Source organism: Collinsella sp. LCP21S3_A3 (assembly GCF_052118905.1).
Lineage (GTDB): Bacteria > Actinomycetota > Coriobacteriia > Coriobacteriales > Coriobacteriaceae > Collinsella.
On the sequence record NZ_JBQKGH010000010.1, the window covers coordinates 23,947 to 47,769 of the forward strand.

A 23,823-nucleotide genomic window follows, 5' to 3' on the forward strand; every position below is an offset into this window, starting at 1 on the left:
CAATATGAAACGTCACGAAAAGCGATGTTTAAGCGCTTCGACCACATTGGGCGGCACAAACGTCGACACATCGCTTCCGAGCGATGCGATCTGACGAACCACCGAGCTCGAGATATAGCCGTACTGCGGCGCACTCATGACAAAAATGGACTCAAGCTCGTTGTCCAGGCGATAGTTGAGGTCCGCCTGCTGCAGCTCGTACTCAAAGTCGGTCATGGCGCGCAGGCCCTTGACCACAGCACCCGCACCCTGCTCACGGGCAAAATCGACCAACAGGCCGGTAAAGGGCAGTACCTCGACACCGTCAATATCGCCCAGGGCCTCGCGGGCCAACGCCACGCGCTCATCGAGCATAAAGGTGGTGCCCACGCCGTTTTTGCCCTGCGACTCCGCCACGGCGACAATCACGCTAGGAAAAATGCGGCGGGCGCGGCGGATTACATCGATGTGACCAAACGTGATGGGGTCAAACGTACCCGGAACGATCACGCGGTTGATAGTGTCATTCATGGGTATCCTCCAAAGGCACGTCCTCGTCAATATCGCTGTCATTAGCATGGTCGCACTCGTCCGCGGCCACCCAGCGCAGCAAGTCAACCGAGGTAATGCCGTAGCGTTTCTCTCGTACGGTCTCAAAACCAGCCGGATGAGCGCCCGCGTCGCTTGCGGCATGCTCAAACAGGGCAAAGGCCCCTGGTGCCAGCAAGCCCTGCTGGGCAAGATTGCGCAGCAGCTCCTCGACCGGCTCGGCACCAAAGGCATAGGGTGGATCGAGCAGGACCAGATCAAAGGGGCCGCCCGGAACACGGCCGCGCGAGGCGCTCGCCAACACATCGCCGGTAACGACGCGCCAACGCGAGCGGTCGCGACACAGCGACTCGATATTCTTAGTGATCAGTCGGGCGGCATTGCGATCGATCTCGAACGTGATGAGCGAGCGAGCGCCGCGTGAGAGCATCTCGATTCCCAGGGCACCGGAGCCGCCAAAGGCATCCAGCACGCGGACCTCGTCCAGATCGAAATCGAATGCCGACATGACCATGGACGCACATGCCTCGCGCACGCGGTCGGTCGTGGGACGGGTGACATCGCGCCCACGCGGCTCTTCGATCTTGCGGCCGCGCCATTCACCGCCGATGATTCTCATCCTCCGCTGACCTCCTTGAAGATATGTCGATAACGCGTGGCGACCGCATCGCGCAAGGGACGCGTCGCCACGGATTCAAGGTTGCAAGCATACCGCAAGAGCTCGACCGCGTCCAAATGGGCCCATTCGATAAGATCCTCGTCGGCGTCCAGGTCCACAAAACGCAGGGTCACACCGCCATGTTGGCGATAACCCAAGATTTCGCCCTCGTGGCGCAAACGCAGGTCCATCTGCGCAAGCGCAAAACCGTCAGAGGTCTTTTCGAGCGCCCGCAGGCGGTCTTGCGCAGCAGACACACCGCCATTGCCCTTGGAATGCGTCATGACCAGGCACGTGCCCGACACGCTGCCGCGACCCACGCGGCCTCTAAGCTGATGCAGGGCCGCCAAGCCAAAGCGCTCGCCGTTCTCGATAACCATGACGGTGGCGTTGGGCACGTCGACGCCCACCTCGACCACCGTAGTCGAGACGAGCACGTCGATCTCGCCGCGCTTAAAGGCGTCGATCACGCGGTCCTTCTCCCCCGCCGGCATGCGGCCGTGAAGACGCTCGACGGAAAGCCCCGGCAATGCCAGACGCAGGCGGTCGAGCTCGGTCGCGGTGTCGTGCAACGGCACGGACACCGTCACGCGACCTTCATCGTCGCGAGCAATGCCGGGAACGTCTTCCAAATCGTCCGCGGAGTCACTCGGCTCCACAAGCGGGCAGATAACGTAAGCCTGCTGTCCTTGGGCATGCGCCTCGCGAATGGCACCGTAGGCCAGGTCGCGGCTCGACTCGGTGAGCACGCGCGTCGAGACGCCGGCCCCGGGAACGGGGCGATGACGAATGATGGACGTGTCCAGGTCGCCATAGACCGAGAGCGCCAGTGTGCGCGGAATAGGCGTGGCCGTCATAACGAGCAAGTCCGCACCTGGGCCTTTGGCACGCAGGGCATTGCGCTGCCCCACGCCAAACCGATGCTGCTCGTCGATAACGACGAGTGAAAGATGTTTAAACGTTACGTTATCCGAAAGGACCGCATGGGTACCAAAGAGCACATCGAGCTCACCAGACTGCAGCTGTGCATGGATGCGCTCGCGCTCGGCAGCCGGGGTAGCACCCGTCAGGAGCGCCCAGGACATACCGGCCTGCGAGAGCAAAGGACCGGTCTTATCGGCATATTGACGCGCCAGCACGCCCGTGGGTGCCATGACGCAGGACTGGGTACCTGAGTCGGCCGCGACTGCCAGTGCGCAGGCGGCGACGGCGGTCTTGCCGGTACCGACATCGCCCAGCAGCAAGCGGTTCATCACGTGGTCGCCATCGCACATGTCATGCAGGATGTCTTGGAACGCGGCCTCCTGCTCGTCGCTCAGCGAAAACGGCAGGGCCCGTCTAAGTGCCGTCAAATGACCACCCGCGGTATGGGTGTAGGGAACCACCTCGACCATACCGCCGTCGTTGCGCAGACGAAGCGCCAGCTGAAGATAGAGGCATTCCTCATAGGCAAGCCGTGCGCGCGCGATATCGCGCTCGGCCATACTCGAGGGAAAGTGAATCGAACGCAGCGCACGGGCGCCGCTCATAAGGCGGCGCTTGGCGCGCAGGGGCGCGGGAATCGGGTCGAAGGGATTGCCGACAATCTCGAGCGCGCCGCTCACGATACGGCGCATCCAAGCCTGGCTCACACCGTCGCTCACATAGTGAACCGGCAGGATGGTTCCCGCGGCACGCCCGTCCTCGAGCTTTTCGAAATGCGGCGAGGCCATCTGCTTAAAGCCGTAGGCAAATTCGACCTTACCCATCACGGCCAGGCGGTCGCCCTGCTTGAGCTGCTGGGCAATCCAGGGCTGGCGGAAAAAAGCGACTTGCAGCACGCCCGTCTCGTCCACAAGCGAGACCTCGGTAACCTGCATACGCGGGCGGGGTTGCTTTTGAACGATACGATCGACCGTGGCGACGATCGTGCACACCGTACCGATAGGCGCCATCTCGATGGACCAGGAGCGTGTAAAGTCCAGATATCGATGAGGGATATGGAGAAGGAGGTCCCCCACCGTCCTAATTCCCAGACGGCGAAGGGCCTCCTCACGTTTACCCGAAACATATTTGAGTCGCGCGATATCCTCGTCGAGCGCATTGCTCTGGGCAAAGCGCTCCGAGACGCGCGGCACGGAGCACAGCTCGGACATGGGCAGATGCCTACTCGATCGAGAAGATCACGGGATAGAGCGGCTGCTCGCCACGATGGGCGTCAATCTCCAGGTCGGGCTGAGCCTCCTCGATGGCGTCGACGATCTCCTGGAAGGCCTCATCGGACAGCTCCTCGCCGGCCAGAATCGTCAGCGCGTCGCCCTCCTCTTCCTCCTGCATGCGGTTGATGCAGTCGAGCGTGACCTGCTTCACATCGGAGCCGACCACGTCGATGGAGCCGGCAATGATACCCATGACGTCACCGGAGTGAATCGGCGAGCCGTCAGAGGCGATGGAATCGCGCACGGCACGGGTGACCTCGCCATCGCGAACCTCGCTGATGGCATCGACCATGGCGGCGACGGCGTCCTCGAGCTCGGAATCGGGCAGCACCGCGAACAGAGCGGAGAACGCCTGCGGTACGGTCTTGGTGGGAACCACGGCGACCTTTTTGTCGGTGCAGGCAGAAGCAGCAGCCTCGGCAGCCATACGGATATTGCCGTTATTGGGCAGGATGATGACCGAAGTCGCGTTGACCTGGTCCACCGCGCCCAGCAGGTCGGCGGTCGAGGGGTTCATGGTCTGGCCACCCGAAACGACCACGTCAACGCCGAGGGACTTGAGGATGTCGGCCTCACCGGAACCGGCGGCAACGGCGACAAAACCCAGGGCCTTGGCGGGCTCGGCGGCCTTTTCCTGGTCCTCGTGGATCTTAGCGGTACGGTCGTGGGCCTCCATCTCCATGTTGTGGATAAAGACCTCGTAGATCTGGCCAAGCTGCAGCATGTGCTCGAGCACCAGGTTGGGGGTGTTTGAGTGCACGTGGATCTTGTAGTCGGGGTAGGCGCCCACGAGCAGCTCGCAGTCGCCCATGGAACCCAGGAACTTAAGGCACTCGTCCTCGTCAAACGGGGCGTCGGCCTTAAAGAGGAACTCGTTGCAGTAGCGGAACTCCGAGCCCTCCCAGTCGTCGTTGGCCTCGATCTCGACGCGACCGAGGGCCGCATCGCGGGCAGAGCCAGCGGAATCAAACGTGGTGGAGAAATCCTCGACAACAGTGCTGCGGCCCAGAGCAGCGGCAACGAAGTTTTCCAGGAAGATGGCAAAGCCAAAGGCGCCGGAGTCGACCACGCCGTTCTCCTTCAGAACGGGCAGCAGGTCGGGCGTGCGAGCCACAGACTGGTAGGCCTCGACGACGATGGCGTCGAGCGCGTCCTCGGCCGAGAACTTCTTCTTCTCGCACTCGTCGGCCTTGGTCGAGACGTCGCGCAGGACCGTAAGAATCGTGCCCTCGATGGGCTTGCGGACGGCCTGGAAGGCGACCTTGACGGCGCGACGGAAAGCATGCGCGATGTCGGCAGACGTGATGGGCTCATCGACAGAGACGAGGCCCTCGGCCACGCCGCGCAGGATCTGCGAGGTGATAACGCCGGAGTTGCCGCGGGCGCCCATGAGGGAGCCGTGGGTGATGGCGCCGGCGATGGCCTCCATATCGGCATCGGCGGGAAGGGCGGAAAGCTCCTTGGTCACCGAGGCGAGCGTGAGCGACATGTTGGTGCCGGTGTCGCCGTCGGGCACGGGAAAGACGTTGAGTTTATTGATCTCCTCGGCCTTGTCGGAAACGGCAGCCGCAGCGATCGGAAAACAGGTGCGAATGGTCTTTACAATCATGAGTATTTGAATCTCCGTTTTCGGATGCTAGTTCAGACGGCTCTTGAGCGCGTCGATGTGAATGCCGATCTTAAGGCTGGCGGGATCGATCTGGGCGATCTCCTGCAGGGTGAAAGCAACGGAGCTCGAAAGATTGTGGCAGACGGACTTCATGTTGACGCCGTTCTCGAGCACGACGTGAAGGTCGACCGTAAGGCCGTTCTCGTCGGCGGAGACAAGCACGCCCTTGCGGAGGCGCTGACCGGCAAGCAGGCGCACGCTCTCGGCGCCTTGAAGCTGCTCGGCCATACCGACGACGCCATAGCACGTCATCGCGGCATAACCGGCGATATCGGCAATAACGTCGTTCGAGACGCTCAGGCTGCCGTTAATGGTCTCAGACACAAGAATCTCCTTATCTGGTGCTCGCGGCACCATGTCGTGGGAGCAATCATTGCAATATTCTACAACGACCGCGCCATGTTGAGGTGGTGGGTCGCGGGATTACATCCTCGACACGAAATGTTGATATGGCAACGTTTGCGTTAAGCAATCGCGGCATGAAAAAACCCGCCGCAGAAGCGACGGGTTTTACAATCTGGCTCCCCGGGTAGGACTCGAACCTACAACAGCGCGGTTAACAGCCGCGTGCTCTACCATTGAGCTACCGAGGAATTTAAAGCCCAGCAGATTGGGCTGAGAAATTCTGGCTCCCCGGGTAGGACTCGAACCTACAACAGCGCGGTTAACAGCCGCGTGCTCTACCATTGAGCTACCGAGGAATAGGTGCATGCTCTCAAGCAACGAAGTTTATTATACGGACGAATCAGCTCAGGGCAAGAACTTTTTTAAGAAATTTTCCGACCCAGTCATTGGGGACGTTCTTAAACGACTAGTCATTCAAGAACGTCCCCAACGACTAATCAACCTGACGCCCAGGGTAGTCTTTTTGGGACGGGGCTTTTTTAGCTACCCAATCTGGGGCCTTTAAAGCTTGAGCCGCGCATTGAGATAGGGCAGCTAAAAAAGCCCCGTCCCAAAAAGACTACCCGTGCCCCAACTGCCGGCCCTTGTTACATGAAAGCGCCCTCAAGCGGATGTGCTTGAGGGCGCTTCTTGCATGACTAGCTTTCGATATAGTCTTTGAGCTTGCTGGAGCGGCTGGGGTGGCGGAGCTTGGCCAGGGTCTTGGACTCGATCTGGCGGATGCGCTCGCGCGTGACGCCAAACTCGCGGCCGACTTCCTCGAGCGTGCGGGGATGTCCGTCGACAAGTCCAAAGCGCAGCTCAATAACCTTGCGCTCACGATCGGCAAGCGAGTCGAGCACCTGGGTGAGCTGCTCCTGCAGCATGGAGAAGCTGGCGGCATCGGGCGGAACGATGGCCTGGGAGTCCTCGATAAAGTCGCCCAGCTGGGAATCCTCTTCCTCGCCGATAGGAGTCTCGAGCGACACGGGCTCCTGCGAGATCTTCTGGATCTCGCGGACGCGGTCGGCACTCATGTCCATCTCGGCACCGATCTCCTCGGGGGTCGGGTCGCGACCCAGATCCTGGAGGAGCTGGCGCTGCACGCGGACAAGCTTGTTGATGGTCTCGACCATGTGTACGGGAATACGGATGGTACGGGCCTGGTCGGCGATAGCGCGCGTGATGGCCTGACGGATCCACCACGTGGCGTACGTGGAGAACTTGAAGCCCTTCTGGTAGTCGAACTTCTCGACGGCGCGGATCAGACCGAGGTTGCCCTCCTGGATCAGATCCAGGAACAGCATGCCGCGACCGACGTAGCGCTTGGCGATGGAGACGACCAGACGGAGGTTGGCGCTGATGAGCGCCTGCTTGGCCTCGAGGCCCACGTTCTCGATACGAGTCAGACGACGCATCTCGGCGCGAGTGAGCTCGATCTCGCCCGCCTCGGCGGCCTCGAGCTTCTCGGTGGCCTCGAGACCGGCCTCGATCTTCATGGCCAGATCGACCTCTTCGGAGGCAGTCAGCAGGTCGACCTTGCCGATCTCCTTAAGGTACATACGAACCGGGTCACCGGTCAGCATCACCGTGGAGGCATCGATGCCACGCACGCGAGAACGCGAACGGGACGTGCGGACGGTGCGCTTCTTTTTGCTCTTGCAAGAACCCATCTCGGCATCGGCCTGACGGGCCATCTTAAGCTCATGATCGTCGAGCGAGCCGGAATCGTGCTCCTCGTCGTCATCGAAATCGTCGGTATCGTTATCGTCATCGTCGACGTCCATGGGGGCGTCGTCGTTTCCGCTCGCGGAGATAATCTGGATGCCGCTGTTGCGCAGCGCGGAATAGACCGCGTTGAGCTGCTCGTCAGAAACATCGATATCCTTCAGGACGACCTGGATCTCGTCCTCGGTTACCGAAGTCCTGTTTGAGCCGTTGCCCATGAGCTTAGCAACGTAGGATTCCAGCCCAGTACCCGTGCTCTCAGTCTTATTTGGCACAGATTCTCCCTTCGTAGTCCACAGGACACATTACTTTAGCACACACTTACACGTCTATACCCAAAATTCAGACTGGATATAGCAGATAACATGCCGATTGACCACAACATCTAGGCCTGATCGGGACCCGCGGCCTCCAAACCAATCAACCGGAACGGATCGGCCACGCCGCCAATCGATTTCTGGAGCTCGCGCTGACGCAAAGAATCCTGCGCGGCCTGCATGGTCAATGCACGGCGCGCGTCATCGTCGAGCGACCGGTCCTGGCGCAGCTTGGCCTGGGCAGCCCGCATACGGCGCTTGATGGTGTAAAGCTCAAGCGTATCGAGCATAAAGACGATGTTCGTCTCGGTGGGATGTTTGCTCGTCGCCGAGATGCGCCCGGCGCTGACAAGCGAAGCCGCCTCGGGGCACACCGCGCGCGCGGCGTCCATGCACGCCGCGGGATCGGTGCCCGGCGGCGTCGCGAGCACGGCCCACGCGATGGACTCGTGACGGGGGTCTACCCACTCGATCGAGCAGATGCGATCGGCGTACGTGCGGAATAGGTCGGGGTAACTGGTGAGCATCGTCAACAGCTCGCGCTCCCCCGCCAGAGACTTCCGCTCCAGATCGGTCAGCACGATCGGCGTCGCCGGAACAGAAGGGCTCGAAGCAGACCCCGCGGGCGCCGTGTCCATGCCAGCAGGCACATCGATCGGCGGCATATCGTCGACGACCTCGACCGGCGCGGCCCCGTAGGCCTCGAGCGGCACATAGTCGTACGGTTCCTCCTCGACCGGTGCGGATACCGGCGGCGTCGTCCCCGACGCCCAGGCGCCGCGAGATGCCCCCTGCGGACCGGACACCCGACCGCCCGCGCCTCCTGCGCGCTCGGCCTGTATCCGCTGGCGCTCGTAGTTCTGCTCGCGACGACGCTCGGCGTCCTCGCGTTTGGCGACATCGCGAAACACACGGCCCGAGCTCGAGCGTACCGTCTCCAAATCCAGGCCCAGAAGGTCGGCTATCTGGATAAAGTACGTATCGATCATGTAGCTATCGCGCAGCGGATAGATGAGCGTCAGCGCATCCTCGAGCGCCTTGGCGCGACCGCCCGGCGTGGTAATGTCGCTCGACTCCTGCAGTGAGCGGTACACAAAGTCCATGAGGGGCTCGGCGGCGTCGATACGCGCCTGCAGTGCCTCGCCACCATGCGCCGTGATGAACTCCATGGGGTCGTTGCCGTCGGGAAGCACCACGCAGCGCAGGTCCATCGAGTCCTGCTCGATAAACTGAATCGCACGGCGCGCGGCCTTTTGACCGGCGGCGTCACCATCGAACATATACACAATGCGCTTGGCAAAACGGGTGAGCGTCTTTACGTGATGTTCCGTCAGCGCCGTACCCAGCGTGGCGACGACGTTTTTGATCCCCGCCTCCCAGCAGGCGATGCAATCGGTATATCCCTCCACCACGATGGCGGTATCCTGCGCGACGATAAACTCCTTGGCCCAGTTAAAGCCGTAGAGGTTTCTCTTTTTATGAAACACGCTCGTCTCGGCGGTGTTGAGGTACTTGGGTTGGCCGTCGCCCATAATACGACCGCCAAAGGCGATGTTATGACCCTGTTCGTCAAAGATGGGAAACATCACGCGGTCGTAAAAACGATCGGCAAGCTGTCCGCGCCCGCGGCTCACGGCCACGTTGGCGTCGATCATCTCCTGCGGGGTAAAGCCCTTCTGCGACAGATGGGCCACCAACATATTGCGACCCGGCGCAAAGCCCAGGCAGTAGCGACGGCAGACGTCGCCACCCATACCGCGGCTGGCAAAGTACTCGCGCGGACGGCTGTCCTTACCGCGCATGAGCATGGTGTGATAGAACTGGGCCGTCTCGGCGCACAGGTCATAGATGCGGGCGCGCTTGGTGCCGCGATCGCGCTGCGCGCCGGTATCGTGCAGCTCAATGCCGGCACGATCGGCCAGGTAGCGAATCGACTCGGGAAAGCTCAGGTTCTCGCGCCTCATGATGTAGGTGAAGACGTCGCCGCCCTCGCCGCAGCCAAAGCAGTGCCACACCTGCGTAGCGGGGATAATGTGAAATGATGGGGTCTTTTCGCCATGGAAGGGGCAGCAACCCCAAAACTCATGGCCGCGGGGCTTGAGCTCAACCGTTTCCTGCACGATGGCAACCAGGTCGGACGCAGCGCGCACCTGGTCTTTCTCCTCATCGCTAATCACGGATGCCCACCCCCTGCTCACCCAAGTTGTGACGGATATCGTCAATATTACCCTCGACGGTCTCAATAAGCTCGTCCAGCGAATCGAACACGCGCGAAGGACGCAGCCAACGCGTAAACGCCAACGAAACCGAACGTCCATACAGGTCGCCCGCATACCCGATCAAGTTGGCCTCGAGATGCGCCGAGGCGGCATCGTCGGCATACGTCGGCGGCAGGCCCACGTTGACGGCAGCGGGCCACACGGTATCGTCGACCAGCACAAGGCCCTCGTAGACGCCATCGGCAGGCAGCTGGATTCCGTTTGGCACCAACAGGTTTGCCGTAGGAAATCCCATATCGGAGCCCTCGTGGCGACCGTGAATCACGCCGCCGCGCACCATATAGGGACGGCCGAGTAGATCGGCTGCCAGCTCAACGTGGCCCAAGCTCAGCTCACGTCGAATGCGGGTGGCGCAGATAGCCTCGCCGGCCTCGCACAGCAAATTGTGCCCATACACGTCAACACCGCGCTCAGCGCCCCATGCCTGCATCTCGGCAACGCCCGAGGCACCGCCGCGGCCCAGCCTAAAATCGCTGCCAACGCGAATGGAGCGAATGTCGACAACATGCGCCAACAGCTCAAGAAAGCCCACGTGGTCGAGCGACGCTACCGCAGGCGTAAAGGGAACAGCCACCACGGCATCGACCCCAGTCTGAGCCAGGGCATGCAGGCGGTCGGCCGTCGTCATCAATTTTTGAGCGGGCGCAGGGCTCACCACAACATCTGGATCAGGGTCAAACGTTACGACAACCGCTTTGCAGCCGTGGACGCGCGCATCGCGAATGACCGCGTCGATCAGCTCACGATGTCCCCTATGTACGCCATCGAACACGCCGATGGCAATCGAGGCGGCACCCATAGACTCGCAGTCACCAAAAGCATCAGCCAAAACGATGCGGGCCTCCGCCGCCGCGCCCACAAAAAATGTGCGCGCGAGCTCGCGAGGGTCCAGCATCATCGAACACCGCCGATCGCCTGCGGAAAGACGTGCTCCATCACAAAGCGACCATCCTCGATACGAGCCAAAGCCTTGAGCCCGCCATCGAGCACCAGCGCAAACGGTGCCTTCGACGCATCGAAGCCGGCGAGCGCGCGATCAATAGGAATACGACGTCCGCACAGCAGATCTTCCGCAAGATTGCCCGGCAAGTCGACGCGCGTGGCGCCGAGGGCCGCAATGGGGTCCAAGGCAAAGCCGGCAGCGGAATCGGGAGAAAGCTCCTCGACCGCATGGCAGGCACCGATGGAGACAATGCCAGAAGCGGTACGGCGTAGCGCAGAAATATGCGCGGCACTATCGCAGGCGCGACCCAGGTCGCGAGCGAGCGCACGGATATAGGTGCCCTTGCTCACCGAGAAGGCAACGGTCCAAATGCAGGAATCGCCCTCGCCACTCACGGCGATCAGGTCGGCAGAATATACCTCGACCGGGCGCGCAGGCAACTCAACGGCATTGCCCTCACGTGCAGACTTATAGGCGCGCACGCCGTTGACCGAAATAGCCGAAAACGCCGGCGGAACCTGCATCTGAGGGCCCAGCATGGCGCTCAAGCGCTCACGGGCATAGGCCGGATCGCGCAGCTCGGGTGCAATGGCAACCGTACGGACGGCCTCGCCTTCCGCATCGTCGGTATTGGTCTCGGCGCCAAACGAGATATCGGCGACGTAACTTTTGGTATCGAGGGTAAGCATGCCCAGCAGACGCGTAGCCTGGCCCACGCCCACCACCATGACACCCGACGCCATGGGGTCGAGCGTGCCGGCATGACCGACGCGCCGCTCATGGAGGGCGCGCCGGCACCGCGAAACCACGTCGTGGGACGTGCAGCCCACCGGTTTATCGACGGCGAGCAGCATATTCAATTGAGAAGGCGTACGACGAGCCATGTACCATCCAAAAAGTTAAAGCTCGACGGTCACCGAAGCGGGATCCTCCCCCACCAGCTCGGCCAGCATGGGAAGTGCCGCGGTGAGCGTCTCGAAAATCGTTCCGTTATTGGTAAAGCCGGCGGCAGCGTGATGTCCGCCTCCGCCAAAGTTGGCCGCAATCTCGGAGACATCCATGTCGCCCTTGGAGCGCAGGTTTCCGCGCACCTTGGTATCGCCCTCGATGCCCTTAAGGAACAGGCAGACCTCGACACCCATCACCGAGCGCACCACATCGACCAAGCCGTCGCACTCATCCGAGGTGACGCCACATTCCTTAAGGTCGCTTTCGTACGCGTAGCTATACGCCACGCGCCCGTGCGCGACCGTCTTGATGCGGCCCATGACGATGGACTTGAGGTGCAAGAACTCGACGCGCATGCTCTGATAGACCTCGAGCGCGACACGCGCCGGGTCGGCACCGTGCGCCACCAGGCGCGAAGCCGCATGGAACGCAGCGGCATCGGCATTCTGATACTGAAAACGACCGGTATCGGTAACCAAGCCACAGAGCAGACAGGTGGCGATGCGATCGCGAACGACAATGCCGCAATCATCCAAAAAGCGGTCGATGATCATGGCGCACGCCGCAGCATCGACAAGTCTCAGGCTTACCTCGGCAAACTCCTCGCGCGCCGGATGGTGGTCAAAGCACACCACATGTTTGGAGCGGCGGAGCACGTCGGCCGAGTTGTTCAGACGCTCGACAACCGGTACATCCACCGAGATAAACAGGTCGGGATCGCCCGTAAAGCTCGAAGCCGGCACCAGACGATCGGCGCCTTCCATAAAGCGGTAAATACGCGGAACGGGATCGTCGTCTGCGAGCAGCAGCGCGATGTCCTTGTCGGGGAACGCCTTCATGAGCGAGAGACCCAAGCCCAACACGGAGCCCAGGGCATCGCCGTCGGGAGAGGTATGACCCGAGATCGCAATGGTGGACGCACCCTCGATAAGCTCGAGGATGCGTCGTTTAATATCTGCAGACTCGCACGAGACGAGGTCGGCGGAATTAGTCATCTAAAGCTGCCTCCTGGGCGGCATCCGCTATGGGATAGCCGTCCTCGTCCTTTTCGATCGCCAGCGTGGCCGGGACATTCTCCAGCGCACGCGTAATGCGCTCGGCCTCATCGGTCGAGCGATCGATGCGAAAATCGAGCTCGGGCGTGACGCGCCAGTCGAGCGAGCGAGCCAACAGGCTGCGAATGCGGCCCTTGGCGCTGGCGAGCGCCTCCATGACCTCATCGTAGCGGCTCGCATCGCACGACACGTACACGCGCGCGAACGAACGGTCCACCGCGACCTCGACCGCGGTCAGGGTGACCAGGTCGAGACGCGGATCGGAAACCTCAAAGAGAAGGATATAACCGAGCTTCTCGCGAAGCTGCTCGCCCAGACGGCGGGTTGCCTGCGTTTGCTTCATAGCGCTACCCCCTACTCGGTACGGGCAACCTGGTCGATACGGTAACCCTCGATCTGGTCGCCGGGCTTGATGTCCTGGAAGTTCTCCAGGCCAATGCCGCCCTCGGAACCGCTCTTGAGGCTCTTGGCCTCGTCCTTGTAGTGGCGCATCGAGGCGATCTTACCGTTAAAGACAACGATGCCGTCGCGCACCAGGCGCACGGAATCGGTCGCGGCGATCTCGCCCTCCTCGACGCGGACACCGGCGGCGATACCGACTTTGGGCACCTTAAAGGTGTCCAGGACGGTCGCGGTACCCGTGGAGACCTCGACCTCGGTGGGCTTGAGCATGCCGATACGGGCAGCGTCGAGCTCCTCGAGGCACTTGTAGATAACGTCGTAGCAACGGATCTCGACGCCCTCGCGCTCGGCAGCGGAGCGGGCCTTACCGTCGGGACGCACGCCAAAGCCAATGATGATGGCGTTGGAGGCGTCGGCCAGGACGACGTCGGTCTCGTTGATGGCACCGACCGCGGAGTGGATCGTGTTGATGCGGACCTCGGACTGATCCATCTTGTCGAGCGAGTCCTGAAGGGCCTCGATGGAGCCCTGGACGTCGGCCTTGATGATCAGGTTGAGCTCCTTGACCTCGGCGTCGGCGATGGTCTCGAAGAGGTTCTCGAGCGTGACGTGCTTCACGCGGCTCTGCTCCTCGATACGGGCCTTGAGCGAGCGCTCATCGGCCAGGGCGCGCGCCTCGCGCTCGTCCTCGAACACGCGGAACTCGTCGCCGGCGTTGGGGACGGACTGCAGGCCCAGGATCTCGACGGCGTCGGAGGGACCGGCCTCGGTGACGGCGCGGCCCTTGGGGTCGAGCATGGCGCGAACGCGGCCATAGGTGAGGCCGGCGACCAGCGTATCGCCCACGTGCAGGGTACCGCGGGTCACGAGCACGGTAGCGACCGAGCCGCGGCCCTTGTCGAGCTTGGCCTCGAGGACGTTGCCCGAGGCGAAGGTATCGGGGTTGGCCTTGAGCTCGAGCACGTCGGCCTGGAGCAGCACGGTCTCCAGAAGGTCGTCGATACCGATCTTCTGCTTGGCCGAGATGTTGACGAACATGTTCTGTCCGCCCCACTCCTCGGGGATGACGCCGTACTCGGTGAGTTCCTGGCGTACACGGTCGGGGTTGGCGCCGGGCTTATCGATCTTGTTGACGGCGACGACGATGGGAACGCCGGCGGCCTTGGCGTGGTTGATCGACTCGACCGTCTGGGGCATGACGCCGTCGTCGGCGGCGACGATCAGGATGACGATGTCGGTCACCTTGGCGCCACGGGCACGCATGGCCGTAAAGGTAGCGTGGCCCGGGGTATCGATGAAGGTGATCTTGCGGTCGTTGATCATGACCTGCGATGCGCCGATGGCCTGGGTAATGCCGCCAGCCTCGCCGGCAGCAACGCCGGTGTGGCGGATGGCGTCGAGCAAGCTCGTCTTGCCGTGGTCGACGTGACCCATGACGGTGACGACCGGGGCACGGGGCTTAAGGTCGGCGGGATCGTCGTAGAACGAGAAGGTGTTCTCCTCCTCGGGGGTGATGATCCTGATCTGACGGCCCAAGTCGTCGGCAACGAGCTCGACAAGGTCGTCGGACATGGACTGCGTCATGGTGAGCGGCGTGCCCAGCAGGAACAGGCGCTTAATGATGTCGTTGGCCGGAACGTCAAGCGCCTCGGCAAGCTCCTGGACGGTAACGCCCTGGGAGACCTTGATGGCGTCGAGCTCCTCGGGGTTCACGCCCTGGGCCAGCGCCTCCTCAATCTTGCGCTCCTCCTGAGCCCTAGCGGCCTCGCGCTCGCGCTTCTCCTTGCGCTTCTTGCGGCGACCGGTGGACTCGCGAGAGGCCTCCTCGACGGCGGCACGGGCCTCCTCGAGAACCTTCTCGCGGCTGTACTCCTCGGCCTCGCGCGCCATGCGGCTGTAGTGGTCCTCTTCGCTGTTGTGACCACCCTTGCGCTTCTTGCCCTTGCCCTGCTTATCGGGGTTGGGGAAATCCATGCCGGCAGCGACATTGTTGCTGGCGTTGGTGCGATGGCTGTGCGGGCGGCTCTCGGAGGCGTTGCGATCGTTGCGACGGCCGCCACGACGATCGTTGTTGCCGCCGCGACGGTTGCCGCGCTCGGCCTTGGCCTTGTCCTCGGCGTCCTTCTTCTCCTTGAGCACGGTCTCCTGTGCGGCGATCTGATCGAGCAGCGAACGGAAGCGCGAACCGGAGTCGGAAGCGGGAACGGCGCGGCGCTGGGCCTCGCGAGCAGCCTCCTCCTTCTCGCGGGCAAGGCGCTCCTGCTCGGCCTTCTTCTTGGCCTCGGCCTCGGCACGGGCTGCCTCTTCGGCGGCCTGGGCGGCAGCAAACTGGCGGCGCTCCTCCTCGCGTGCCTTCTCGGCGGCGATGCGCTCGCGCTCGGCCTCGGCGGCACGCGCTGCCTCCTCGGCGGCGGCAGCCTCCTCCTCGGCCTGCTTGGCGGCCTCGACTTCCTGGGCGCGGGCCTCGATCACCGAGGCAAGCTGCTTGCGGACCATGGCAACATAAGCGTCCTCCAGGGCGGAGGAAGCAGACTTAGCGGGAATCTTCATTTCGGCGAGGTGACCCATCAGTTCCTTGGAGGTCATGCCGAACTCTTTGGCCAGGGTGGACACACGGACTTTTGCCATATGACTTCACCTACCCTTTCTGGCACCTTGGGTGCCTAGAGACTGAACGAGCGTGGGATGTGCGCCGGAACCTGTCCAGCGCAACCGCGCGCTAGATCAGGTCCTCCGCATCATCGAAGGCGTCGGTGTCGTGGACACCGCAGAAACGGGAACCGGGACGGGCCTGGTTGCGGCACTGGATGCCGTCCTCGGACACGTACTCGCAACGACGGGCGTCGTCATCCTCCTCGTCACCGATCAGGTCGGCGGCAGGCTCCTCGTGAACGGGAACGTTCTTGAGGATGTCGGCGGCAAGGGTCTCGGACTTAATGTCGATGTGCCAGCCGGTCAGGCGTGCGGCCAGGCGGGCGTTCTGGCCCTCCTTGCCAATGGCGAGCGAAAGCTGGTCGTCGGGCACGATGACGCCGGCATAGGCCTTCTCCTCGTCGATAAGGACGCGAGTGACCTTGGCGGGCGACAGGGCGTTGGCGACGTAGACGGCCGGATCGGCATCCCACAGGATGACGTCGACGCGCTCACCGCGCAGCTCACCCACAACGGCGCGCACACGGCTGCCCTTGGGACCGACGCAGGCGCCCACGGGATCCAGGCGGTCATCGAGCGAGTGGACGGCGACCTTGGAGCGCTGGCCGGGCTCGCGGGCGATCGACTTGATCTGGACGGTGCCCTCATAGATCTCGGGCACCTCCTGCTCAAACAGACGACGCATGAGCTCGGGGTGGGTACGCGAGATAACGATCGGCGGACGGCTGTGCTCGCCGCGAACCGGCGGAAGCGTGGAGTTGGGGTCGCGAACGTCAATGATCACGGCCTTGATGTGCTGGTTGTGCAGATAGCGCTCGCCCATGGGGCGCTCGTTGCGCTCGTTCTCGTAGCGGCGCTGATCAAAGTGCGGAAGCTCGGCCTCGACGCCTTCGCGGATCTTGACGATCGTAAAGTCGGGTGTGGACTGCAGTACAGTACCGCTGATGAGGTCGCCGATACGGCCGGAGAACTCCTCGTAGATCTGCTCGCGGGCGGAGTTGCGCACGATGGCGTTGATCTCGGCCTTGGCGTGCTGGGCGGCGATGCGGCTGGTGTTCTTGGGGGTGACGTCGATCTCCTCGAACTCGGTGAAGTTGCCCTCCTCGTCCATGGAATCGTCGATCGGCTCCAGGCGGTAGACATAGATCTTGCCGGTGGTGCGGTCGATGGTCACCTTGGCGCCCCACTCAAGATGCAGGATCTCGGCATAGCTCTTGGCGAGCGACTGCTCCAGGCGGTCGATCAGGTAGAGCTGGTCGATGTGCTTCTCCTGGCAAAGCTCCATCAGGGCGGACATCATGTCGGATGCTGCCATGTTAGTTTCCTTCCTTCGCGGGCTTGAAGTCATAGACGGGCTTCAACTTGCACTTTTTAACATCGGAAAAATCGAGGGTGACAGACTCGCCGTCCTCGAGCTCGAGGGTTACGTTGGTCTCGGTCGCGGCGGCAATCTTGCCGGAGTACTTGCGACGGCCCTCGGTGGCGGTGGAGGAAAGCTCGCAGTCCTCGCCCACAAAGCGGGCAAAGTCACGCGGACGGCGCAGCGGGCGCGCCATACCCGGGCTCGACACCTCGAGCGTATAGCTCGAAGAGATGGGGTCGAGCTCCTCGATCACGTCGCCGACCCACTTGGTGTTGGCTGTGACGTCGTTGAGCGACAGGCTCTGACCCTCGGCACCCTCGATACGCACACGCACGCAGGGGGCCTTGGTGGCACCCACGAGCTCAACGTCGACAATATCGACATCGTGCTGGGGAGCGACGGCCTCGAGCGCGTCGATGATCGCCTGCTCGGTCTTGGTCTTGACCATTGCGGCACCTCCATCCATACAAAAAAGAAGCGGGGCCGAAACCCCACTTCTTTCAATTACAACTTCATTTGCAAGCAAACTATACCAATACCTGCGAAAACGTGCAACTATCTCATAAACCCGCAGGTCAGCGTGGCCACAGCATCTCCACAAGAAATGGATAATTGGGTGTAGTCGCAAGTATCCATATCCAAAAAGAGGGACGACCCAGCCGGATCGTCCCTCGTCTATTGTGCATCAACTATATTCGCAAGGTTTACTTAACCACCAGGTTGACCAGCTTGCCGGGCACGCAGATGGCCTTGACGACCGTCTTGCCCTCGAGCCACTTGGCAACAGCGGCCTCGGCGGCAGCCTGCATCTCCTCGTTGGAGGCATTGCGGGCCACATCGATGCGGCCGCGGACCTTACCGAGCACCTGGACCACGATCTGCACCGTGTCCTCGATGGACTCGGCCAGGTCAAACTCGGGCCAGGAGGCGGTGTAGGCGTTGCCCTCGCAGCCGAGTGCCTCGTGCCACAGCTCGTCGGCCCAGAACGGGCAGATGGGGGCAAGGACGCTCACGATGTCCTTGGCCACGCCGTAGCACAGTGCCTTGTCGCGCGATGCGCCCTCGGTGGCGTTGAGGTAGGCGCTCGCCGCGTTGACGAGCTCCATGACGGCCGAGATCGCGGTGTTAAACTGGCCGCGATCGAAGTCCTCAGTGCACTTGGCGATGGTGCGGTGACGCTCGCGATAGAGCTTCATCGCGGTCTCGTCGAGCACGGACTTGTCGAAGGCAACGTTGGCATCACCCGACTGGACAAGCTGCCACACGATACGCCAGGCGCGCTTGATAAAGCGGTTGGCACCCTCGACGGCCTTGGGATCCCAGTCAAAGTCCTTCTCAGGCGGGGCGATAAACAGGATCGCCAGACGCATGGTGTCGGCGCCGTAGGGCTCGATAACCGAGCTCGGAGGCACGACGTTGCCCTTGGACTTGGACATGGTGTCGCCGTTCTCGTCCTTGACCATGCCCTGGCACAGCAGGTTGGTAAAGGGCTCGTCAACGCTGAGCAGACCCAGGTCGCGCAGCGCCTTGGTAAAGAAGCGGCTGTAGAGCAGGTGCAAAATGGCGTGCTCGATGCCGCCGATGTAGTTATCGACGGGCATCCAACGGTCTGCCGCCTCGCGGGAGAAGGGCAGCTCGGTGTTGTGCGGGTCGGTATAACGCAGGTAATACCAGCTGGAGCAGGTGAAGGTGTCCATGGTATCGGTCTCGCGCTTGGCCGGGCGGCCGCAGACCGGGCAGGTGGTCTCGTAGAAGTCCTTGCACTCGGCGAGGGTCTCGCCGGCGCCCAGGTCCAGGTTCTCGGGCAGCGTCACCGGCAGCTGGTCCTCGGGCACGGGCACAATGCCGCAGTGCTCGCAATGGATGGCCGGGATGGGGTTGCCCCAATAGCGCTGACGGCTGATGAGCCAGTCGCGCAGGCGGAACTCGACCTTGCGACGACCGCAGCCCATGGCCTCGAGGTCGGCCACGATGGCAGCCTCGCCCTCGGAGTGCTTACCGCCGCGCATGCCGGTGTACTTGCCGGACTGGACGAGCGTGCCCTCGGCAGCGTGGGCGCAATCCCAGTCGACGGTCTCGGCATGGAAGGTATCGATGGTCTCGCCACTGGCCTCGACGGAAGCGCGGTCGTCATCGTCCAGGATGATCGGGACGATCGGGAGGTCGTACTTGCGGGCAAACTCAAAGTCGCGCTGGTCGCCGCAGGGAACGGCCATGACGGCGCCGGTGCCGTAATCGGCAACGACATAGTCGGCAACCCACACGGGAACCTTCTCGCCGTTGACGGGGTTAACCACGTAGCGCCCCGTAAAGGCACCGTGCTTCTCGAGGGTGCCCTGGGCACGCTCGACGGCAGAGATGTGCTTGGAGTCCTCGACGATCTTGGTCACGGCCTCCTCGTACTCCGTGCCCTCGACGAGCTCGTGCAGACGAGCGTACTCGGGAGCCAGGACAAAGAAGGAGACGCCAAAGAGCGTATCGGCACGCGTGGTGAAGACGGTGATCTTGCCCTCGTCGCCCTCGATGGGATCGCCGTTGGCATCACACAGGGTAAAGTCGACCTCGGCGCCCTCGGAGCGGCCGATCCAGTTGGCCTGCATCTGCTTAACGCGCTCGGGCCAGCCGGGGAGCTTCTCCAGATCGTCGAGCAGCTCCTGGGAGTACTCGGTAATCTTGTAGTACCACTGCTCAAGGTCGCGCTTCTCGGGCTCGGTGCCGCAGCGCCAGCACTTGCCCTCGGTAACCTGCTCGTTAGCCAGAACGGTCTTGCAGTTGGGGCACCAGTTGACCGGATTCTTCTTGCGGTAGACCAGGCCCTTTTCCCACATCTTCTCAAAGATCCACTGACCCCAGCGGTAGTAGTCGGGGCTGCAGGTCTTGACCATGCGATCCAGATCGTAGGAGAAGCCCATGCGCTTCATCGTGGCGAGCGCCTGGTCCATGTTCTTATACGTCCAGGCGGCAGCCTGCGTGTTGTGCTTGATGGCGGCGTTCTCGGCGGGCAGGCCAAAGGCATCAAAGCCAATGGGATGCAGCACGTCAAAGCCGCGCATACGGGCCTGACGGGCCATGGCATCGCCGATGGTATAGTTGCGCGCGTGGCCCATGTGCAGGTCGCCCGAAGGATACGGGAACATCTCGAGCACGTACTTCTTGGGCTTGCTGGCGTCGGTGTCGACGGCAAAGAGGTTGGAGTCCTCCCAGGCCTTCATCCACTTGGACTCAATGGCCTGCGCGTCGTAGGCAGGGATCTCGTCCTTATGATCTGTGCAATCGCACATATCAGCTCCTTTAATCTTAGCTGGGGTCGGTCGGCTTGGCTTTATTCGCTACTGCGGACAGTCCTGCGCAAGACGAAGAGCACATTAAGTGCTCTTCTTTGCGTGCGGAACTTGTAGCGAACAAAGCCAAGCCGACCGACCCTAAGGTTAACTTGACTGATGATAGCAAATACGACAAGCGAGATGCCTGCGACTTGCAGGCATCTCGCTTTATCTTAATAACGTGGTTGGAACTCAACCTTTATGTGCGGCTCTTATCCTATCGATAAGACACAGACTGCTGCGAATCCTTGACGACTACGTCGTGGGCGCCGCCTTCGACGATCGAGGTCGAGCTCACCAGGGTCAGACGTGCCTTTTTCTGGAGCTCGGGAATCGAGAGGGCACCGCAGTTGCACATCGTGGACTTGATCTTGTAGAGCGTGCCGCCCACGCCGTCCTTAAGGGAGCCGGCGTAGGGAACGTAGGAGTCGACGCCCTCGACAAAGCTGAGCTTCGCGGCGCCGCCCAGGTCGTAGCGCTGCCAGTTGCGGGCACGCGCAGAACCCTCGCCCCAGTACTCCTTCATGTACTGACCGTTTACGTTGACGCGCTCGGTCGGGCTCTCGTCAAAGCGGGCAAAGTAGCGGCCCAGCATCATAAAGTCGGCACCCATGGCAAGGGCGAGCGTCATGTGGTAGTCGTAGACGATACCGCCGTCGGAGCACACGGGCACGTAGACGCCGGTCTCCTCGTAGTACTCGTCGCGAGCGCGGCAGACGTCGATCAGCGCGGTGGCCTGGCCACGGCCGATACCCTTGGTCTCGCGGGTAATGCAGATGGAACCGCCGCCGATACCGACCTTGATAAAGTCGGCACCGCAGTCGGCCAAAAAGCGGAAGCCCTCGGCGTCAACGACGTTGCCGGCACCGACCTTGACGTCCTCGCCGTAGTTGGCGCGAATCCACTCGATGGTGCGCTTCTGCCACTCGCTGAAGCCCTCGGAAGAGTCGATGCACAGGACATCGGCACCGGCCTCGATGAGCAGCGGCACGCGCTCGGCATAGTCGCGGGTGTTGATGCCGGCGCCGACCATGTAGCGCTTATCGCCGTCGAGCAGCTCGTTGGGGTTGGTCTTGTGGCTGTCGTAGTCCTTGCGGAAGACGATGCCCATAAGGTGATCGTTGTCGTCGACGATGGGCAGGGCGTTGAGCTTGTTGTCCCAGATGACGTCGTTGGCAACCTTGAGGCTGATGTTCTTGTCGCCCACGATGAGCTGCTCACGCGGGGTCATGAACTCGGAGACCTTCTTTTGGTGGTCATCGCGGCTGGGGCGATAGTCACGGCTGGTAACGATACCCAGGAGCTTACCCTTGGGAGTGCCGTCGTCGGTTACCGGCATGGTGGAGTGACCGGTCTTCTCCTTGAGCTCGATGACCTGCTCCATGGTCATGTCGGGGGTCAGCGTGGAATCGGACTGGACAAAGCCGGCCTTGTGATCCTTGACAGCCTTGACCATGGCGGCCTCGGACTCGGGGGTCTGGGAACCGTAAATGAAGGACAGGCCACCCTCGGTAGCGAGCGCGACACCCATGTCGACGCCCGAGACGGACTGCATGATGGCGGAAACCATGGGGATGTTCAGGGTGATTGCCGGCTTCTCGCCGCGCTTAAAGCGGGTTAGCGGCGTCTTAAGAGAGACGTTGTTGGGGATGCACTGCGAGGACGAATAACCAGGGACCAGCAGATACTCCGAAAACGTGTGGGACTCACCGGGAAAGAACGTAGCCATGTTTCTCCTTTTTCCATGCGACCGGTCGGCTGCAGGCCTCGTAGGACCCAGCCCAACCTTGGGCGCCCAATACTGGGCAAGTATCTTAACGCACTTTGACTGCTACAATGCATGATTTAAGAAGAGCACACGAGGGTTTAACGCAGGCTTTGCGTTTGCCCAGCAGACACTTTAGCGGAGAGACGTGGAGCGCATGGAGTACAAGACGACGGCAAAACTGGTCATTCAGTCGTGCGACAAAGATCTGCCGGGCGTGTTCGGCCACGGCTGCGTCTTGCTGCTGCAGGGTATCGCCCGCGAACACTCGATCAACCGTGCCGCCAAGAGCATGGGCATGGCCTATTCCAAGGCATGGCGCATTGTGAACGAGGCCGAGGGGCAGCTGGGGTGCAAGCTCATCGAGCGCGACGGCGCCCGCGGGAGCTCGCTCACCCCCGCCGGCGAGCGAGCCATAGCGGCCTACGAGGAGCTGCAGGCCGACATAAACCAGGTCATAGCCGCAAGGGCCAACGACCTGATCGACACCATCAAAGAGTAGCTAATTTGGGACGGGGCTTTTTTAGCTACCCATCCAGAGCATTCTTAACTCATAGCCAAAAATTGACATTGGGTAGCTAAAAAAGCCCCGTCCCAAATTAGCTACTGTCGGAGGGCGTTATCGAGGGCGGCGGCTACCGTCAGGGGATCATCGGTGCCGGCGAAGAGGCGGATGGTGTCCCCCTGCTTGCCACGTGGCGCCGAAAGACGCGTCGTTGCGCCGCCGGCAGGCGATGTGCGAAACTCCCCCGGCAAAGCGTCGAACAACTCTCCCGCGCTACGCTCGATAAGGTCAAACTCAACTGCCGGGCCAAAGCCATGCTCGAGGATTCCCGTTGCAACCGCATGGTCAGGATGCGAGCTCAGCCCGGGATAGCGCACGTTGCGCACCATCTCGTTCGCGGCCAGATACTCGGCCAGCGCACGGGCTCGATCGAAGTGAGCCTGCATGCGAGCGTTAAGCGAGGAAAACCCGCGCTCCAGCACGTCGGCCTCCTCAGCAGAAAGATCGAGCGCCGACGCTCCGCAGCCCGCAAACAACGCATGCGCGCACTCAGCCGCGGCATCCACACGATGGCGCTTGAGCTGCGATCGCGCCACCGAAGCGGCAACGAGCTTACGCGGGGCCTTACCGGCACACACGCGGTCGAGTGCCTCGAGCGACAGCACGGCGCCCAAGCTCAGCGGATTGCAGCCAAAGACGTCAGCCACGGTGTTGTCAACAACCAGCAGTGCATGGGCCTCACGCGCGGCGCGGCCTAACGCACGCAAATCGGGCACACGCAGACCGAACGCGCCAATGGAGTTGGCGAACCACCACAGGTGCGGCCCCTCGGCATCAAGCGAAGCATCAAAGCCATCGGACGCAGCAGCAAACGCCTCGGCGGACGGCGAGCCCACCAGCACGACATCGCAGCCCTCAAAGCCGCAAGCAAACGCTTCGGCAAAGTCATCCGCAAAGGCCACCAGGCGATCGCCGGGGCGCACAATCCCCAACAGAGACAGCGCCGCCGGCACATGCGAGGCCGCAACCAGTCGCGCCTCGCGCGCGCCAGCCCTTGCAGCCCAGGCCTCTTCTAGCTGTTGTGCGTCCACGTGACACCGTCCCTT

18 protein-coding genes and 2 tRNA genes are annotated in these 23,823 nt (G+C 62.1%); 1 reads left to right on the plus strand and 19 read right to left on the minus strand.

Features of this window, described 5'->3' with window-relative positions; translation table 11 throughout:
• Positions 1 to 12: 12 nt before the first annotated feature.
• From coaD to ACTQ0H_RS06540, 18 genes are all read right to left on the minus strand, one after another.
• Positions 13 to 510 carry a pantetheine-phosphate adenylyltransferase gene (gene coaD, locus ACTQ0H_RS06455; protein ID WP_154515440.1) on the minus strand — a complete coding sequence of 166 codons (498 nt, stop codon included), beginning with the start codon at positions 508 to 510 and terminating at the stop codon, positions 13 to 15.
• Positions 503 to 1,147 carry a 16S rRNA (guanine(966)-N(2))-methyltransferase RsmD gene (rsmD, locus tag ACTQ0H_RS06460; protein ID WP_154515437.1) on the minus strand — a complete coding sequence of 215 codons (645 nt, stop codon included), beginning with the start codon at positions 1,145 to 1,147 and terminating at the stop codon, positions 503 to 505. The genes coaD and rsmD overlap by 8 nt, the downstream gene beginning before the upstream one ends.
• Complete coding sequence (gene recG, locus ACTQ0H_RS06465; protein WP_441547946.1) at positions 1,144 to 3,321, minus strand: ATP-dependent DNA helicase RecG; 2,178 nt, start codon at positions 3,319 to 3,321, stop codon at positions 1,144 to 1,146. Before recG ends, rsmD begins: the two co-directional genes overlap by 4 nt.
• A gap of 10 nt (positions 3,322 to 3,331) precedes the next feature.
• Complete coding sequence (locus ACTQ0H_RS06470) at positions 3,332 to 4,993, minus strand: DAK2 domain-containing protein (RefSeq protein ID WP_441547947.1); 1,662 nt, start codon at positions 4,991 to 4,993, stop codon at positions 3,332 to 3,334.
• A 27-nt stretch (positions 4,994 to 5,020) separates the two neighbouring features.
• Positions 5,021 to 5,410, minus strand: a complete 390-nt coding sequence (locus ACTQ0H_RS06475; RefSeq protein WP_187361832.1) for an Asp23/Gls24 family envelope stress response protein — start codon at positions 5,408 to 5,410, stop codon at positions 5,021 to 5,023.
• 161 nt (positions 5,411 to 5,571) lie between these two features.
• A tRNA-Asn gene (locus ACTQ0H_RS06480) sits at positions 5,572 to 5,646 on the minus strand.
• 33 nt (positions 5,647 to 5,679) lie between these two features.
• Positions 5,680 to 5,754, minus strand: a tRNA-Asn gene (locus ACTQ0H_RS06485).
• Between the two features lie 342 nt (positions 5,755 to 6,096).
• The gene (gene rpoD / locus ACTQ0H_RS06490) at positions 6,097 to 7,440 is read right to left on the minus strand and encodes an RNA polymerase sigma factor RpoD (RefSeq protein WP_370450567.1); all 1,344 of its coding nucleotides are present in this window, start codon (positions 7,438 to 7,440) and stop codon (positions 6,097 to 6,099) included.
• A gap of 110 nt (positions 7,441 to 7,550) precedes the next feature.
• Positions 7,551 to 9,659, minus strand: a complete 2,109-nt coding sequence (gene dnaG, locus ACTQ0H_RS06495) for a DNA primase (protein WP_441547948.1) — start codon at positions 9,657 to 9,659, stop codon at positions 7,551 to 7,553.
• Positions 9,652 to 10,659 carry a riboflavin biosynthesis protein RibF gene (gene ribF / locus ACTQ0H_RS06500; protein ID WP_441547949.1) on the minus strand — a complete coding sequence of 336 codons (1,008 nt, stop codon included), beginning with the start codon at positions 10,657 to 10,659 and terminating at the stop codon, positions 9,652 to 9,654. Before ribF ends, dnaG begins: the two co-directional genes overlap by 8 nt.
• Complete coding sequence (gene truB / locus ACTQ0H_RS06505; protein ID WP_441547950.1) at positions 10,656 to 11,588, minus strand: tRNA pseudouridine(55) synthase TruB; 933 nt, start codon at positions 11,586 to 11,588, stop codon at positions 10,656 to 10,658. Before truB ends, ribF begins: the two co-directional genes overlap by 4 nt.
• Before the next feature lie 15 nt (positions 11,589 to 11,603).
• A complete protein-coding gene (locus tag ACTQ0H_RS06510; RefSeq protein ID WP_441547951.1) occupies positions 11,604 to 12,647 on the minus strand; it encodes a DHH family phosphoesterase in 1,044 nt (347 codons plus the stop codon).
• Complete coding sequence (gene rbfA, locus ACTQ0H_RS06515) at positions 12,640 to 13,050, minus strand: 30S ribosome-binding factor RbfA (protein WP_006234038.1); 411 nt, start codon at positions 13,048 to 13,050, stop codon at positions 12,640 to 12,642. Before rbfA ends, ACTQ0H_RS06510 begins: the two co-directional genes overlap by 8 nt.
• 11 nt (positions 13,051 to 13,061) lie before the next feature.
• Positions 13,062 to 15,737 carry a translation initiation factor IF-2 gene (gene infB / locus ACTQ0H_RS06520; RefSeq protein WP_427719633.1) on the minus strand — a complete coding sequence of 892 codons (2,676 nt, stop codon included), beginning with the start codon at positions 15,735 to 15,737 and terminating at the stop codon, positions 13,062 to 13,064.
• A 91-nt stretch (positions 15,738 to 15,828) separates the two neighbouring features.
• Positions 15,829 to 17,076, minus strand: coding sequence for a transcription termination factor NusA (gene nusA, locus ACTQ0H_RS06525; protein WP_154515419.1), 1,248 nt, complete (start codon positions 17,074 to 17,076; stop codon positions 15,829 to 15,831).
• 1 nt (position 17,077) lies between these two features.
• On the minus strand, positions 17,078 to 17,572 hold the full coding sequence (gene rimP / locus ACTQ0H_RS06530; protein WP_441033500.1) for a ribosome maturation factor RimP: 495 nt from the start codon (positions 17,570 to 17,572) through the stop codon (positions 17,078 to 17,080).
• Positions 17,573 to 17,828: 256 nt separating this feature from the next.
• The gene (gene leuS / locus ACTQ0H_RS06535; protein WP_441547952.1) at positions 17,829 to 20,405 is read right to left on the minus strand and encodes a leucine--tRNA ligase; all 2,577 of its coding nucleotides are present in this window, start codon (positions 20,403 to 20,405) and stop codon (positions 17,829 to 17,831) included.
• Between the two features lie 259 nt (positions 20,406 to 20,664).
• Positions 20,665 to 22,176 carry an IMP dehydrogenase gene (locus ACTQ0H_RS06540; RefSeq protein WP_154515410.1) on the minus strand — a complete coding sequence of 504 codons (1,512 nt, stop codon included), beginning with the start codon at positions 22,174 to 22,176 and terminating at the stop codon, positions 20,665 to 20,667.
• Positions 22,177 to 22,369: 193 nt separating this feature from the next.
• On the opposite strand from ACTQ0H_RS06540, the gene ACTQ0H_RS06545 reads away from it, so the two are divergent.
• Complete coding sequence (locus ACTQ0H_RS06545; RefSeq protein WP_427794685.1) at positions 22,370 to 22,714, plus strand: winged helix-turn-helix domain-containing protein; 345 nt, start codon at positions 22,370 to 22,372, stop codon at positions 22,712 to 22,714.
• 101 nt (positions 22,715 to 22,815) lie between these two features.
• On the opposite strand, the gene ACTQ0H_RS06550 is transcribed toward ACTQ0H_RS06545, so the two are convergent.
• Positions 22,816 to 23,808, minus strand: coding sequence for a PLP-dependent transferase (locus tag ACTQ0H_RS06550; protein ID WP_441547953.1), 993 nt, complete (start codon positions 23,806 to 23,808; stop codon positions 22,816 to 22,818).
• Positions 23,809 to 23,823: the final 15 nt, after the last annotated feature.

What these genes read in the sequence shown, in the direction of transcription:
- coaD (WP_154515440.1), bottom strand. Translation starts at nt 510, where the DNA reads ATGAATGACACTATCAACCGCGTGATCGTTCCGGGTACGTTTGACCCC.
- rsmD (WP_154515437.1), bottom strand. Translation starts at nt 1,147, where the DNA reads ATGAGAATCATCGGCGGTGAATGGCGCGGCCGCAAGATCGAAGAGCCG.
- recG (WP_441547946.1), bottom strand. Translation starts at nt 3,321, where the DNA reads ATGTCCGAGCTGTGCTCCGTGCCGCGCGTCTCGGAGCGCTTTGCCCAG.
- ACTQ0H_RS06470 (WP_441547947.1), bottom strand. Translation starts at nt 4,993, where the DNA reads ATGATTGTAAAGACCATTCGCACCTGTTTTCCGATCGCTGCGGCTGCC.
- ACTQ0H_RS06475 (WP_187361832.1), bottom strand. Translation starts at nt 5,410, where the DNA reads ATGGTGCCGCGAGCACCAGATAAGGAGATTCTTGTGTCTGAGACCATT.
- ribF (WP_441547949.1), bottom strand. Translation starts at nt 10,659, where the DNA reads ATGATGCTGGACCCTCGCGAGCTCGCGCGCACATTTTTTGTGGGCGCG.
- truB (WP_441547950.1), bottom strand. Translation starts at nt 11,588, where the DNA reads ATGGCTCGTCGTACGCCTTCTCAATTGAATATGCTGCTCGCCGTCGAT.
- ACTQ0H_RS06510 (WP_441547951.1), bottom strand. Translation starts at nt 12,647, where the DNA reads ATGACTAATTCCGCCGACCTCGTCTCGTGCGAGTCTGCAGATATTAAA.
- rbfA (WP_006234038.1), bottom strand. Translation starts at nt 13,050, where the DNA reads ATGAAGCAAACGCAGGCAACCCGCCGTCTGGGCGAGCAGCTTCGCGAG.
- infB (WP_427719633.1), bottom strand. Translation starts at nt 15,737, where the DNA reads ATGGCAAAAGTCCGTGTGTCCACCCTGGCCAAAGAGTTCGGCATGACC.
- nusA (WP_154515419.1), bottom strand. Translation starts at nt 17,076, where the DNA reads ATGGCAGCATCCGACATGATGTCCGCCCTGATGGAGCTTTGCCAGGAG.
- rimP (WP_441033500.1), bottom strand. Translation starts at nt 17,572, where the DNA reads ATGGTCAAGACCAAGACCGAGCAGGCGATCATCGACGCGCTCGAGGCC.
- leuS (WP_441547952.1), bottom strand. Translation starts at nt 20,405, where the DNA reads ATGTGCGATTGCACAGATCATAAGGACGAGATCCCTGCCTACGACGCG.
- ACTQ0H_RS06540 (WP_154515410.1), bottom strand. Translation starts at nt 22,176, where the DNA reads ATGGCTACGTTCTTTCCCGGTGAGTCCCACACGTTTTCGGAGTATCTG.
- ACTQ0H_RS06545 (WP_427794685.1), top strand. Translation starts at nt 22,370, where the DNA reads ATGGAGTACAAGACGACGGCAAAACTGGTCATTCAGTCGTGCGACAAA.